At 65.7% G+C, this 12,789-nt stretch carries 12 protein-coding genes; 3 read left to right on the top strand and 9 right to left on the bottom strand.

What is annotated here, in order from left to right; genetic code table 11:
* Together ilvA and CH266_RS19930 are read right to left on the bottom strand one after the other, a co-directional pair.
* Positions 1 to 1,356, bottom strand: coding sequence for a threonine ammonia-lyase IlvA (gene ilvA / locus CH266_RS19935; RefSeq protein WP_032382931.1), 1,356 nt, complete (start codon positions 1,354 to 1,356; stop codon positions 1 to 3).
* 69 nt (positions 1,357 to 1,425) lie between these two features.
* Positions 1,426 to 1,860 carry a nitroreductase family deazaflavin-dependent oxidoreductase gene (locus CH266_RS19930; protein ID WP_027497325.1) on the bottom strand — a complete coding sequence of 145 codons (435 nt, stop codon included), beginning with the start codon at positions 1,858 to 1,860 and terminating at the stop codon, positions 1,426 to 1,428.
* Between the two features lie 164 nt (positions 1,861 to 2,024).
* On the opposite strand from CH266_RS19930, the gene CH266_RS19925 reads away from it, so the two are divergent.
* Positions 2,025 to 2,294, top strand: a complete 270-nt coding sequence (locus CH266_RS19925) for a hypothetical protein (protein ID WP_052054873.1) — start codon at positions 2,025 to 2,027, stop codon at positions 2,292 to 2,294.
* Here the strand turns inward: CH266_RS19925 and dnaE are convergent.
* From dnaE to lspA, 4 genes are all read right to left on the bottom strand, one after another.
* The gene (gene dnaE / locus CH266_RS19920) at positions 2,265 to 5,801 is read right to left on the bottom strand and encodes a DNA polymerase III subunit alpha (RefSeq protein ID WP_057473417.1); all 3,537 of its coding nucleotides are present in this window, start codon (positions 5,799 to 5,801) and stop codon (positions 2,265 to 2,267) included. The two genes, CH266_RS19925 and dnaE, sit on opposite strands and share 30 nt — an antisense overlap.
* A 145-nt stretch (positions 5,802 to 5,946) precedes the next feature.
* Positions 5,947 to 6,606: a hypothetical protein gene (locus CH266_RS19915; RefSeq protein ID WP_094716000.1), complete on the bottom strand. Its 660-nt coding sequence runs from the start codon at positions 6,604 to 6,606 to the stop codon at positions 5,947 to 5,949.
* Positions 6,606 to 7,532: an RluA family pseudouridine synthase gene (locus CH266_RS19910; protein WP_027497328.1), complete on the bottom strand. Its 927-nt coding sequence runs from the start codon at positions 7,530 to 7,532 to the stop codon at positions 6,606 to 6,608. The genes CH266_RS19915 and CH266_RS19910 overlap by 1 nt, the downstream gene beginning before the upstream one ends.
* The gene (gene lspA, locus CH266_RS19905; RefSeq protein ID WP_094715999.1) at positions 7,529 to 8,179 is read right to left on the bottom strand and encodes a signal peptidase II; all 651 of its coding nucleotides are present in this window, start codon (positions 8,177 to 8,179) and stop codon (positions 7,529 to 7,531) included. Before lspA ends, CH266_RS19910 begins: the two co-directional genes overlap by 4 nt.
* Positions 8,180 to 8,253: 74 nt before the next feature.
* Here lspA and CH266_RS19900 point away from each other — a divergent pair, with 74 nt between their 5' ends.
* Together CH266_RS19900 and CH266_RS19895 are read left to right on the top strand one after the other, a co-directional pair.
* Positions 8,254 to 9,216: a hypothetical protein gene (locus tag CH266_RS19900; protein WP_255175970.1), complete on the top strand. Its 963-nt coding sequence runs from the start codon at positions 8,254 to 8,256 to the stop codon at positions 9,214 to 9,216.
* Positions 9,213 to 9,953, top strand: coding sequence for a hypothetical protein (locus tag CH266_RS19895; RefSeq protein ID WP_094715998.1), 741 nt, complete (start codon positions 9,213 to 9,215; stop codon positions 9,951 to 9,953). The genes CH266_RS19900 and CH266_RS19895 overlap by 4 nt, the downstream gene beginning before the upstream one ends.
* A gap of 92 nt (positions 9,954 to 10,045) precedes the next feature.
* Here CH266_RS19895 and CH266_RS19890 read toward each other — a convergent pair whose 3' ends face one another.
* From CH266_RS19890 to CH266_RS19880, 3 genes are all read right to left on the bottom strand, one after another.
* A complete protein-coding gene (locus tag CH266_RS19890) occupies positions 10,046 to 10,531 on the bottom strand; it encodes a hypothetical protein (RefSeq protein WP_230591182.1) in 486 nt (161 codons plus the stop codon).
* 197 nt (positions 10,532 to 10,728) lie between these two features.
* A complete protein-coding gene (locus CH266_RS19885; protein ID WP_094715997.1) occupies positions 10,729 to 12,090 on the bottom strand; it encodes a DNA polymerase IV in 1,362 nt (453 codons plus the stop codon).
* A gap of 2 nt (positions 12,091 to 12,092) precedes the next feature.
* Positions 12,093 to 12,785, bottom strand: a complete 693-nt coding sequence (locus tag CH266_RS19880; protein WP_094715996.1) for a peptide deformylase — start codon at positions 12,783 to 12,785, stop codon at positions 12,093 to 12,095.
* Positions 12,786 to 12,789: the final 4 nt, after the last annotated feature.

Raw genomic sequence — 12,789 nt, 5'->3', positions numbered from 1 at the left:
TCAGGTCAAGTAGCGGTAGACCGGCGAACCCGGCTCCAGCTGCTCCACCTGAAGGTGCGAGGACCGCATACGTTCGAGGAGGGCCGAAAGGCCGTGCGCCGAACCGAGTTGAATGCCGACGAGCGCGGCACCGGTCTCCCGGTTGTTTCGCTTGACGTACTCGAACAAGGTGATGTCGTCCTCGGGCCCGAGTACCTCGTCGAGAAACCGACGCAGTGCGCCGGGCTCCTGCGGAAAGTCCACGAGGAAGTAGTGCTTGAGGCCGAGGTGGACGAGCGATCGTTCGAGAATCTCGCCGTACCGTGAGACGTCGTTGTTTCCCCCGGACACCAGGCACACGACGGTACTTCCCGGTGCGATGTCGAGATGCTCGAGCGCGGCGACCGCCAACGCGCCTGCGGGCTCGGCGATGACCCCTTCGTTCTGGTACAGCTCGAGCATTGCGGTACAGACCGCGCCCTCGTCGATCTGGGTGATCAGGAACGCACCGGGGCCGGAGCTTTCGAACACCGGCGCGGTGATCAGGGGCAACGATGCATGAGACACCACCGTCGCGCCCAACGACTGCAGCGCCGCGTACGGAACATCGCCGATGCGCCGGACCGCCGCCCCGTCGACGAACGGATCGATATCCGAGAGCGTCACCGGCTCACCGGCGATCAACGCAGCGGTCATCGACGCAGCACCGGATGGTTCGACGCCGACCAACGATGTCTGCGGAGCGCGCTCACGCAGGTAGCTCGAGATACCCGCGATGCAGCCGCCCCCGCCGACGGGCATCACCACCACATCGGGTGCGCCACCGAGCTGATCGACGATTTCCTTGGCGATCGTCCCTTGGCCCGCCACCGTTCGTGGATCGTCGAACGGCGGGACCATGGTGGCACCGGTACGGGCCACGTCCGCGGCGGCCGCCGCAGCTGCCGCGTCGAACGTGTCGCCGATGACGATGAGCTCCACGAAGTCGCCTCCGTGCACCCTGATTCGGTCACGCTTCTGCTTGGGGGTGTTGGCCGGCACGTAGATCCGACCTCGCACCTGCATGGACCGACAGGCGAATGCCACCCCCTGCGCGTGGTTACCGGCACTCGCCGTGACCACACCGACGCTGCGCTCGGCCTCGGTCAGCTGATCCATCAGGTTGTAGGCACCGCGGATCTTGTACGAGCGGACGATCTGCAGGTCTTCGCGTTTGAGGTAGACCGTCGCTCCGGTCTCTGCCGACAGGCGCTCGCACAACTGCAGGGGTGTCGCGGCGACCACCGAGGAAATTCGCATCGCAGCTGCATCGATGTCGGCCGCGGTGACGGCTACCGACGAGGGGTGCTGGGAGGCGAGCTCAGGTGATGAAGACACCAGCACATGCTGCCACCAGCGTGGAACGGTCACCCACTCGGGACCGTTCCACGGGCAAGCCGATCGTGCTCAGGCGCGAGCGAGGACGAACACCGGGATCTCCCGGTCTGTCTTCTTCTGGTAATCCGCGTAATCGGGGTAGACCGCGACCGAACGCTCCCACCACACGGCCTTCTCGTCGCCGGTTACCTCCCGAGCGACGTAATCATGCTTTTCGGGTCCGTCCTGCAACTCCACCAGCGGCTCGGCTTTGACGTTGAAGTACCAGACGGGATGCTTCGGCGCACCGCCGAGGGAGGCCACGATGGCGTACTCCCCATCGTGTTCCACCCGCATCAACGGCGACTTGCGCAGCTTCCCGCTCTTGTTTCCCTTGGTGGTCAGCAGCACGACCGGCATCCCGTTCATCGTCGTGCCTTCGGTTCCGCCGGAGTTCTCGTACAGCTCGGCCTGCTTTCGGGCCCAGTCGGATGAACTCGGTTCGTATTCTCCTGTCAATGGCATGGTTTCAGTCAACACCCACGGCCGCCGGGACGCCACCGAATCTCGGTCGTCGCAGGTCGGAACCGTGAGTTCGGTGGACCGAATCTTTGCGTGGGTATAGTCTGAACTTCACCCGCCGGACACCCGAATCATCGAACCGGACGGGCGTACCCGAGGAGGACGCGATGACCTACACGAGCAACCAGGTGAGCCGTCGAACTGTCCCCGCCCTGCGCACGGTCGATGTCGCCGGAGTCGATTGGCCTCTGTACAAGCTCGAGGCCGTGGCCGTCGGGCTCGTCGTGTTCGTCGCCACGCTCGCCCTGGTCGGATCGCTGCAGGCAGCCGTTCTGGGCGGCGCGGCAGTCGCAGTCGCCGCGTGGTGGACTCTGCGGTTGACCGAGGTCCACCCCGCCCGGACCGGCTCACCCCGTCAGGCAGCCGGGCCCCAGTAGCGCCTTCAGGTCTCCCATCAGCGCCGACGTCGGCGTCACCCGCAGACTGTCGTCGAGCTTCATCGTGGTGATCTTGTCGCCACTGACCAAACGCAGATGGACGTCCGAGGTCCCTGGGTGGCTGATCAACACCCGCTTGAGCGCGCCGACCTTGTCTGCCGTGCACAGCCGCGTCGGCAAACTCACCGCGAGCGGCTTGTCGATACCGATCGCCGAAAGATCCGGCACCGCAAGATCGTTCGCAATCAACGAGACCCGGTCGTCACGCACCGACACGCGACCCTTGACGAGCACCACCGAGTCCTCGGTGACGTCGGCACCGAACACCGAGTAGGCCTGCGGGAAGAACAGCACCTCGATGCCGCCGGCAAGGTCCTCGAGCTGAGCCGACGCCCACGTCAGACCGTTCTTGTTGATCCGCCGGTTCACCGAGGCCAGAATTCCGCCGACGGTGACCTGAGTACCGTCCTTGATGTCCCCTTCGAGAATGGTCGGGATGTTGCAGTCGGACTTCGCGGCCAACATGTGCTCGACACCGAGCAGCGGGTGACCCGACACGTAGAGACCGAGCATCTCGCGCTCGAGGGCCAGACGGTGCTTGGACTCCCACTCCTCGTCCGGCACGCGGACGTTGAACACCGAGGAGATGGACTCGTCGGCGTCCTCACCGCCGAACAGATCGAACTGTCCGATCGCCTCGGCCTTCTTGGTGCCCATCACCGCATCGATCGCGTCGGCATGGATCAACATCAGACCCTTGCGCGGATGATCGAGAGAGTCGAAAGCGCCTGCCTTGATCAGAGATTCGGTGACCTTCTTGCTGCACGCGATCGCGTCGATCTTGCCCAGGTAGTCCGAGAAATCCGTGTATTTGGACTTCTCCGACCGCGCTCTGATGATCGATGCGACCACGTTCGTGCCGACGTTGCGCACCGCGCCGAGACCGAACCGGATGTCCTTGCCCACCGATGCGAAGTTGAGCTCGGATTCGTTGACGTCCGGTGGCAGCACCGTGATGCCGAGCTTGCGGCAGTCGGCCAGGTAGATCGCGGCCTTGTCCTTGTCGTCACCGACACTGGTGAGCAGGCCGGCCATGTACTCGGCCGGGTAGTTGGCCTTGAGGTACGCCGTCCAATACGAGACCAGGCCGTAGCCGGCCGAGTGCGACTTGTTGAACGCGTAGCCGGCGAACGGGAGCACGGTGTCCCACAGCGCCTTGATCGCGGCCTCGGAGAAGCCGTTGTCCAACATGCCCTGCCGGAATCCGGCGTAGGCCTTCTCGAGCTCGGAGAGCTTCTTCTTTCCCATGGCACGACGCAGCAGGTCGGCCTGACCCAGGGTGTACCCGGCGACCTTCTGCGCGAGCTGCATGATCTGCTCCTGGTAGACCACCAGGCCGTACGTCTCGCCGAGAATCACCTTGAGCGGCTCTTCGAGCTCGGGGTGAATCGGCTTGACCTCCTGCCGCCCGTTCTTGCGGTCGGCGTAGTCGTTGTGCGAGTTCATGCCCATCGGACCCGGGCGGTACAGCGCCAGCACGGCGACGATGTCCTCGAAACCGGTGGGCTGCATGCGGCGCAGCAGGTCTCGCATCGCGCTGCCGTCGAGCTGGAAAACACCGAGAGTGTCTCCGCGAGATAGCAATTCGAAGGTCGCCGGATCGTCGAGCGGCAACGCGTCGAGATCGATGTCGATGCCGCGGTTGGCCTTGATGTTGTCGATCGCGTCGCCGATGACCGTGAGGTTTCGCAGACCGAGGAAGTCCATCTTCAGCAGGCCGATGGCCTCGCACGACGGGTAGTCCCAGCCGGTGATGATCGCGCCGTCCTGGGCGCGCTTCCACACCGGGATGGCGTCGGTGAGCGGCTCCGAGGACATGATGACCGCGCAGGCGTGTACGCCCGCGTTGCGGATCAGGCCTTCGAGGCCCTTTGCCGTCTTGTAGATCGTGGCCACGTCGGGGTTGGAGTCGATGAGCGCTCGGACCTCGACGGCCTCCTTGTAGCGCTCGTGCGACGGATCGGTGATGCCGGCCACCGAGATGTCCTTGGCCATGATGGGCGGCGGCAATGCCTTGGTGATCTGATCGGCGATGCCGAAACCGGGCTGGCCGAACTGCACACGTGCGGAGTCCTTGATGGCGGCCTTGGTCTTGATGGTGCCGAAGGTGATGACCTGCGCGACCCGGTCGCTGCCCCACTTCTCCGTGGCGTAGCGCACCATCTCACCGCGACGACGATCGTCGAAGTCGATATCGATATCGGGCATCGACACACGCTCGGGGTTGAGGAATCGCTCGAAGAGCAGCCCGTGCGGGAGCGGATCGATGTTCGTGATGCCCATGGCGTAGGCAACCAGGGAACCGGCGGCGGAACCACGGCCCGGTCCGACTCGGATGCCGACGGCTTTCGCGTGGTTGATCAGGTCGCCGACCACGAGGAAGTAGGCCGGGAAGCCCATCTCAAGAATCACCTTGATCTCGTACTCAGCACGCGCGAGGTAATCCTCGGCCGGACCGTCGGGGAACCGACGTTCGAGTCCGGTCATGACCTCGTGCCGCAGCCACGTTCCCTGCGTGTAGCCCTCGGGAACCGGGAAGATCGGCATCCGGTCGCGGTGTGCCCACACCTCGTCGTACGGCTGGACTCGCTCGGCGATGAGGAGCGTGCTGTCGCAGGCACCGGGGACCTCGTCGTCCCAGAGGGCACGCATCTCGGCAGCGGATTTGAGGTAGTAGCCGTCGCCATCGAACTTGAAGCGCGTGGGATCGCTGAGCGTCTTACCGGTCTGGATGCACAGCAGAGCCTCGTGGTTCTCGGCGGCGTCCTTGGTGACGTAGTGGCAGTCGTTGGTGGCCAACGGCGGAATGGACAGCTTCTTGCCGATGTCGAGCAGGCCCTCTCGGACTCGCCGCTCGATGGACAGACCGTGGTCCATCAACTCGAGGAAGAAGTTGTCCGGGCCCCAGATCTCCTGCCACTTGGCCGCGGCCTCGAGGGCTTCACGGTCCTGGCCCAGACGGAGGCGCGTCTGAACCTCACCGGACGGGCATCCGGTGGTGGCGATGATGCCCTCCGCGTGCGAAGCGATGATCTCCTCGTCCATGCGGGCCCACTTGCCGAGCTGACCCTCGATGGACGCGAGCGAGGACAGCTTGAATAGGTTCCGGACGCCGGTGGCGTTCTCGGCGACCATCGTCATGTGCGTGTACGCACCGCTACCGGAGACGTCGTCGGACTTCTGGCTTCGATCGCCCCACAGCACGCGCTTCTTGTTGAATCGGGATTCGGGAGCGATGTAGGCCTCGATACCGATGATCGGCTTGATGCCGGCCTTCTTGGCCTCGTTGTAGAACTCACTGGCCCCGTACATGTTGCCGTGGTCGGTCATGCCGACCGCCGTCATCTCCAACCGCGCCGCCTCGGCGAACATGGCCCCGATCTTGGCGGCACCGTCGAGCATCGAATATTCGGTGTGGTTGTGCAGATGAACGAACGAATCGGCCACGAAGGTTCTCTCCTGAAGGTCGTGCGTTTTCGAAAATACGAGCCGCGAATGCACACACTCTAGGCGGTGGAACCGACAGATTTTTCAGGCCGACGGTGTGTCCTGGGAGGACGTGACGGGTGTGACGAACGAGACTGAAGTTGCCTCATTCGGCGGGAACCGGCCCGTCGTCCGGCAGCGGCCCGACGACGTCGATGTACTCCGGAAGCAACGGCTCGACGGCGAACTTCCCGGACACCGCGTCGGGCGGAAGTGCCTCCACCGCCCGCACCCCGTCGCGGCCTGCCACCTCGCTCAACTCGGCCGCGGTGCCCCGCACGACCACCGTCACCACGCATGCGCATCCGCTCAGCAACCGGCGCTGCGACACCGCGTCTATCTGAGCCTGCCGGTCTTCCACGCCGAACGATTCCTGGATCTGGCCGGCAGCGCGTGCGGTCGCATTCAGTACCGACCGTTCACTGCCGGGAACACCGACCGTGAGGATCGGAGTTTGCACGCGATCGAGCGGTACCCGAAAGAGCACCATCGAGATGCGCACGCCGTTCGCGGCGGCGTAGGCCTGTTCGGCGGTGAGTTCACGATCGAACGACACCGATCCCCAGCGAGGCTCGGCATCGTCGCCGAGCAGGCTCGCCTCGGCGCGAACCAGATAGTCGGTCACCTGCTCGCCGCTGTCCGGGCCGAGCCGGTCGGTGCCCACACGCAGTTGCCGTTGCGGGTTCAGATGGCCGACGACGGTCAGGCCACCGACCACCAGAGCGATCGTGACGACGACACCGACCACACCCGAGAATCCGCGCATCACGCCTTCCGAAGCACCTCGAGAGCATGTTCGAGGTCTGCCGGATACTTGCTTTCGATCTCGACCCAACGGCCGTCGGACGGATGCGCGAAGCCGAGCGAACGCGCGTGCAGCCACTGACGTTCCAGTCCCAACCGTTCGGCCAACCGCGGGTCCGCCCCATAGGTCAGGTCGCCGCAACACGGGTGCCGCAGCGCCGAGAAGTGCACGCGGATCTGGTGCGTGCGTCCGGTTTCCAGGTGGACGTCCAGCAGGCTCGCGGCCTGGAAGGCCTCGACCGTGTCGTAGTGGGTGACGCTGGGCTTGCCGTCCGCGCGGACGGCGAACTTCCAGTCGTTGCTGCCGTGCCGTCCGATCGGAGCATCGATGGTTCCACTGCTCGGATCCGGATGTCCCTGCACCAGGGCGTGATAACGCTTGTCGATCGTACGAGCCTTGAACGCCCGCTTGAGCACGGTGTATGCCCGCTCCGACGTCGCGACCACCATCACCCCGGACGTTCCCACATCGAGTCGGTGCACGATGCCCTGACGCTCGTGCGCGCCGGACGTGGAGATCCGGAAACCGGCGGCCGCTAGGCCGCCGATGACGGTCGGCCCGGTCCAGCCCACACTGGCGTGCGCGGCGACGCCCACCGGTTTGTCGACTGCCACCACGTCGTCGTCGGCGTAGAGAATCTCCATACCTTCGACCGGCTCGGCCTCGATCGTCAGCTCACGTGCAGGTTCGGGCAGAGTCACTTCTAGCCACGACCCACCCGAGAGGCGATCGGACTTCCCGACGGCACTGTGATCGACCAGCACCGAGCCCTCTTCGGCCAAGGCTGCGGCGACCGTGCGCGAGAGCCCGAGAAGTCGCGCCAGGCCGGCGTCGACGCGCATGCCGTCCAAGCCGTCGGGCACCGGCATGGAACGCGATTCCCTCACGAGTCGGCCTTCTGAGGGGCATCGGACGTGGACTTGGTCACCCGTTCGCCGTTGGGCTCGAAACCGAACAGGCTGAGCGCGACGAGCAGGATGGCCCCGCACACGATGGACGAGTCGGCGACATTGAACACCGGCCACCAGCCCACCGATACGAAATCGACCACATGACCCTGGAACGGGCCCGGTGCGCGGAAGAACCGGTCGATCAGGTTCCCCAGAGCGCCGCCGAGAACCAGACCCAGACCCAGGGCCCACCACGGCGAACGCAGCGTTCGACCGATCTTCACGACCCCGATCACCACGGCCACGGCGACCAGCGTCAACAACCACGTCATTCCGGTGGCCATGGAGAACGCCGCTCCGGGATTGCGCACCAGCCGAAGTGTCACGACGTCGCCGATGATCTCGATCGGGTTTCCAGGCTTCACGAAGTGCACCACCACGATCTTCGTGATCAGGTCGAACAGCAGAATCACTGCCGCGATCGCCACCAGGAGTCGGGTACGCAGAGGTGCGGCGGGCCGAACCGCAGCACTGTCGGCACCGGACACCTGCTCGTCTGCAGCCTCGTGGGGGTCGGGGGTTGCACTGGTCTCGGTGGTCGGATCGTCGGGTCGGTCGTCACTCACCCGTCCATCATGGCGCATCGACAACCGTCGGTCCGCATCCGAGCCGCGTGGTAGCGGTCTGCGCACCCGGTGTCATCAGTAGCCTGGTGCCCGTGAAGTCGACCGATCGCACCCGCACCGTCCGCTCCGGCTTCGTGGCCGCCTCCTGCGCAGTGGCTCTACTGGCCGGATGCTCGAGCGGTGATTCGGATCCCGCACCCGAACAGACCCCGTCTTCGAACGAGGTCACGATCGCGGTGACGCCCACGACCACCACCGTCGTCGATTCCGGTAGCGAGCCACGGCGCGCGCTCACCTTCGACAGCTCCGACACGGACGCGCAGAACCAGAGCGTCGACCTCACCACCACCTCGACCGTGCAGCAACAGATCAATGCTGCTGCGCCGCAAGACTTCTCCAGTCCGGAACTGACCGTGCCGCTGACTGCCTCGGCGTCCGACACCGTCCCGGACGAGGACGCGTCGAGCGGGGCCACCACCTCCGTCGAGCTGACCATCGGGGCCGCGACATCACCGGACGCTGGACTGACCGACGCACTCTCCGCATCCGAGGGATCGACTGCGCGATTGGCCAGGACAGATTCCGGAGCGATCACCGCTCTGCACATCACGCCGGCCGACGATGCCCTCGACACCGCCCGCGCCGCGATCGAACGCTCCTTGAACGCGGCGGTGTACCGATCCATCGACTTTCCCGACGCGGAAGTGGGGGTCGGCGCGGTCTGGACCGTCGATCAGCAAGTGCTCAGTGGCATCACACTGAACCAGCGCACCACGGTCACCTTGCGTGCACTCGACGGCGACCGCGCGACCCTCGACGTGGCCATCACCCAGACGCCCGAATCGTCGGTGTGGAATCTGCCCGACAATGCGGGCACGCTCAACATCGCGTCCTACACCTTCACGGGCGCGGGAACACTCGATGTCGATCTCTCCCGACCACTTCCGGTCGGAGGTTCGATCACCGCAGGCGGCGAGCAGATGTACACCGACCCCGACAGCACCACGGTGCTCCGGCAAACCGTCGGCGATTCGATCACCTGGACCGCCCGATGACGCGCGCTGCCACCCGAGTACTGGCGACGTTGTCGATTCTCGGGATCGCTGCCACCGGATGCAGCACGAACGAGCTTGCCGAAACGGCCACGCCTGCCGTCACCACCGTCGCGGCTCCCGACCCGCTACGCGGTCCGCCCATCACCGATCCGGCCGCGCTGACTGCCGCGATGCTGGGACTCGCAGACCTGCCGGACGGCTTCTCCTCGATTCCCGATCCGGTTCGTGATCTGGGATTGGATCCGGCACCGGAGTACGACTCGCCTGATCGCTCGAGCACCGACCCGGCCGAGTGCGCCGCCGTCCTCGCGCCGGTATCGCAACAGCAGGCAGGAGCCGCGTCGAGCGCGGTGGTCCGCTTCTCCGGTCCGAATTTCTCGTCGATCGACGAGGACGCGGCGAGCTATCCCGTGCCGGGAGCCACCGAGGCTTTCGCGAACATTCAGCGAGCGTGGGCCGAGTGCTCGACGTTCACCGGAACCGACGCGGACGGTATCGGCGTCGACTACTCGGTGGCGGGGCGTGACCAAGCGACCGTCGGCGACGCGTCCGCATCGATTCGACTGACCACCACGAGCGAGGGCTTCACGCTGGTCTCCGACGTCGTGGTGGCGGTGGTCGACTCGACCGTGGTGCAGATCGTCGTCTCCGACCAGAGCGGACTGGAACCGGAGACCGTCACCGCCGTCGCGGGGTCTGCAGCGGATCGCATTCGATCGGCCGTGCCCAGCGCCTGACCGCCGTCCCTACACAAGACGAACTGCCGGTGACTCCCTCGAAAGAAGGTGTCACCGGCAGTTCGCCGTTGGTCAGAGACGATCGGCAGGACTCAGGGTGCGGGGCACGCCGGGCTGGTCAGCTGCGCGAGAGACACGATGCCGCAGGCGTTCTCCTTGGAGAGCTTCCACACACCGTCCTCGGGGACGAACTTGAACGTGCCGGGGTTGGCCTGGCCGTTGAGGGTGATGGTGATACCCGCGTTGAGCTCACCGGTGCCCAGATCGTCGATGCTGGTGATCTCGATCTGTGCGTTGTTGGCCACAGCAGCGGCGGCAACCTGGTTGATCAGACCCGGATCCTCGGACGCACCCTGGATCAGAGCAGCCTTCTCCTCGACCGGAACGTTGGGATCGAGTCCGCGGTTGAGCTCGGTGTTGAGCTGCTCGACGGTGGGCACCGGCGGGTAGTCCCCGCCCGCGGGTGCAGCACTCGCGGTGGTGGTGGCAACCGTCGTGGTCGTGGCCGTCGTGCCGCCGTCTTCCGAGCTGCAGGCAGACATGGTCAGTGCACCGGCGATGGCGATACCGGCAACCATGGCCCGTCGGGTGTTGCGAAGCTTCAAGTGCTTGTCCTTTTCACTCTGAGTCACGTATCGATCGTTCTGTGACTCGTCGGTCGTCTGTATGGGGGTCGTCTCGGACCGAGTCCACTATGTCAGCTCGACTCGCCCGAGTCACAACGCGAAGGCCATACCTGTGAAACCTCACAGAGTTTCCTCAGCCGCGCCACAACTCACGCCAAGCTGTCCAGAACATCGGCCACGACCAGGTCGGTGTCCGATTCTGCAAAGGTGCGGGCCGTTCCCGGACCGGTGGTCCGTGTCTCGAAACGGACCGTCACCACCGAGTGTCCCGCGCCCTGCACCCACCCGTGACCGTACCGAACATGCCGAACGTCCATACCCGGCTGCCACCGCGGACCGTCCTCGACCACGGCGAGATTCGCGGCCTCCTCCGTTGCGGGTAACGGCTCGTCCGGGACCGGAGCAACCGGCTCGTACTCGAGTTCGGGGAACAACGATCCTTGCCGAACCGCGGACAGACCGGCGAGGCCTACACCGACGAGCCGGATCGGTCCGACATCCACCGGATCGACCGCCAACCGCTGAGCAGTGGCCACGATCGTCTGCTTGTCCACCGTCGCGTAGGGCAATGTCGCCGATCTGGTGATGATGCTCATGTCGGACTTACGCAACTTGAGCACGACCGTGCGGGCCCCCCGGCCGTCCTTCAGCAACCGGCTATGAGTCGACTCGACGATGGACTCGATCGCCGGGCGTAGTTGAGCGAGAGTCGTCAGGTCGTTCGCGAACGTCGTCTCGGCACTGACCTGCTTGGCCTCGGCCCGCTCGGCCACCACCCGGTTGTCGATGCCGCGCGCCAGCTGATGCAGGCTCGGGCCCATGGTCGCGCCCAGAATCGACGCCACCTCCGACTCGGGTGTAGCCACGAACTTGCCGATGGTGTCGATCCCCAAGCGGTGCAACCGTTCTCCGGCAACAGGGCCGATCCCCCACAGCTTGCGCACCGGCAGATCGGCCATCAACTCGGCCTGGATTCCGGGCGCTACCACCGTGATTCCATCGGGTTTGGCCAGACCCGACGCGATCTTGGCGATCTGTTTCCCGGACCCGGCACCGATGGAGGCGACGAGCCCGGTCTCCGCCAATACCAGCACCCGCAGATCGGCACAGAAGCGCTCGACCTCGGCCACCGTCGCGCCCGCCAGCTCGAGCGGCTCGCCGAAGGCCTCGTCGATCGAGAGCTGTTCCAGCACGGGCATGCGCACCCGAAGCGCCTCGAAGGCACGTCTGCTCAGCTCCGAGTACAGCGGGAACCGCGGCGGCAGGACCACTGCGCTCGCACCGACGAGTCGACGGGCCTGGTGCATCGGCATCGCCGAACGAGCCCCGAACGCCCGGGCCTGATAGCTGCACCCGGCCACCACGCCTCTGCCGCCTGCACCGCCGACCAGCACCGGCCGACCCCGCAGCGTCGGCCGCGTCAGCTGCTCGGCGGACGCAAAGAACGCGTCCATGTCCAGATGCAACACCCAACGCCGGCTCCGCAGAGTCCGATCGACACTGTCGGGCATGGTCAACGACGGCCGTCGGGCGGCTCGAACGGGGCGTCGGCACCGAAGCCGAGCACACGTGCGGCCCGCTCCGGTCCGGGATCGGACCACCGTGCGGAGTACTGCTCGGTCGTGGTCAGCGACCGTGTGTGCGCACGATCGATGTACAGCGTGCCGGCGAGGTGATCGCTCTCGTGGGCCACGATCCGTGCGGGCCAGCCACGCACCACCTCGTCGATCTCGCGGCCGGTCTCGTCCGTACACACAAGCCGGACTTCCGCGGCGCGGGTCACGACGGCCTGATACCCCGGCACACTGAGGCAGCCCTCGTAGAACGAGGCCGTGCGTCGCCCTACCGGGGTGTACCGAGGATTGATCAACGCTCGGAACGACAACGGGGAGCGCTCCCGGACCCGGGCGACGTCCACCGCGACATCGAAGAGATCCTCGATCACCGCGATCTGCAACGGAATTCCGATCTGCGGTGCAGCAAGGCCGACACCGGGCGCATCGTGCATCGTCGCACGCATCACCTCGATCAACTCCGTCAACACATCACGCCCGAGCTGACCGGTGTAGCGCAGCGCCGGGGCACGCAGCACCGGATGGCCGGCGGCGACGATGGGAACGACGCCGCCGCGAGCCTCGGAGAGACGCTCGTGGACGGCATCGACCACCTCCTCCTCGGTCACGACGACCCGGTGCCCCTCGCTCATATGC

The organism is Rhodococcus sp. 06-1474-1B (assembly GCF_002258885.1).
Classification (GTDB): domain Bacteria; phylum Actinomycetota; class Actinomycetes; order Mycobacteriales; family Mycobacteriaceae; genus Rhodococcoides; species Rhodococcoides fascians.
Note: the sequence above shows the minus strand (reverse complement) of the source record. Positions and strands in the feature narration are given on the sequence as shown.

Bases quoted from the DNA above. Each gene is read 5' to 3' on its own strand.
- CH266_RS19930 (WP_027497325.1), bottom strand. From the start codon at position 1,860: ATGCCATTGACAGGAGAATACGAACCGAGTTCATCCGACTGGGCCCGA.
- CH266_RS19925 (WP_052054873.1), top strand. From the start codon at position 2,025: ATGACCTACACGAGCAACCAGGTGAGCCGTCGAACTGTCCCCGCCCTG.
- CH266_RS19915 (WP_094716000.1), bottom strand. From the start codon at position 6,606: ATGCGCGGATTCTCGGGTGTGGTCGGTGTCGTCGTCACGATCGCTCTG.
- lspA (WP_094715999.1), bottom strand. From the start codon at position 8,179: ATGCGCCATGATGGACGGGTGAGTGACGACCGACCCGACGATCCGACC.
- CH266_RS19895 (WP_094715998.1), top strand. From the start codon at position 9,213: ATGACGCGCGCTGCCACCCGAGTACTGGCGACGTTGTCGATTCTCGGG.
- CH266_RS19890 (WP_230591182.1), bottom strand. From the start codon at position 10,531: ATGGTTGCCGGTATCGCCATCGCCGGTGCACTGACCATGTCTGCCTGC.
- CH266_RS19885 (WP_094715997.1), bottom strand. From the start codon at position 12,090: ATGCCCGACAGTGTCGATCGGACTCTGCGGAGCCGGCGTTGGGTGTTG.
- CH266_RS19880 (WP_094715996.1), bottom strand. From the start codon at position 12,785: ATGAGCGAGGGGCACCGGGTCGTCGTGACCGAGGAGGAGGTGGTCGAT.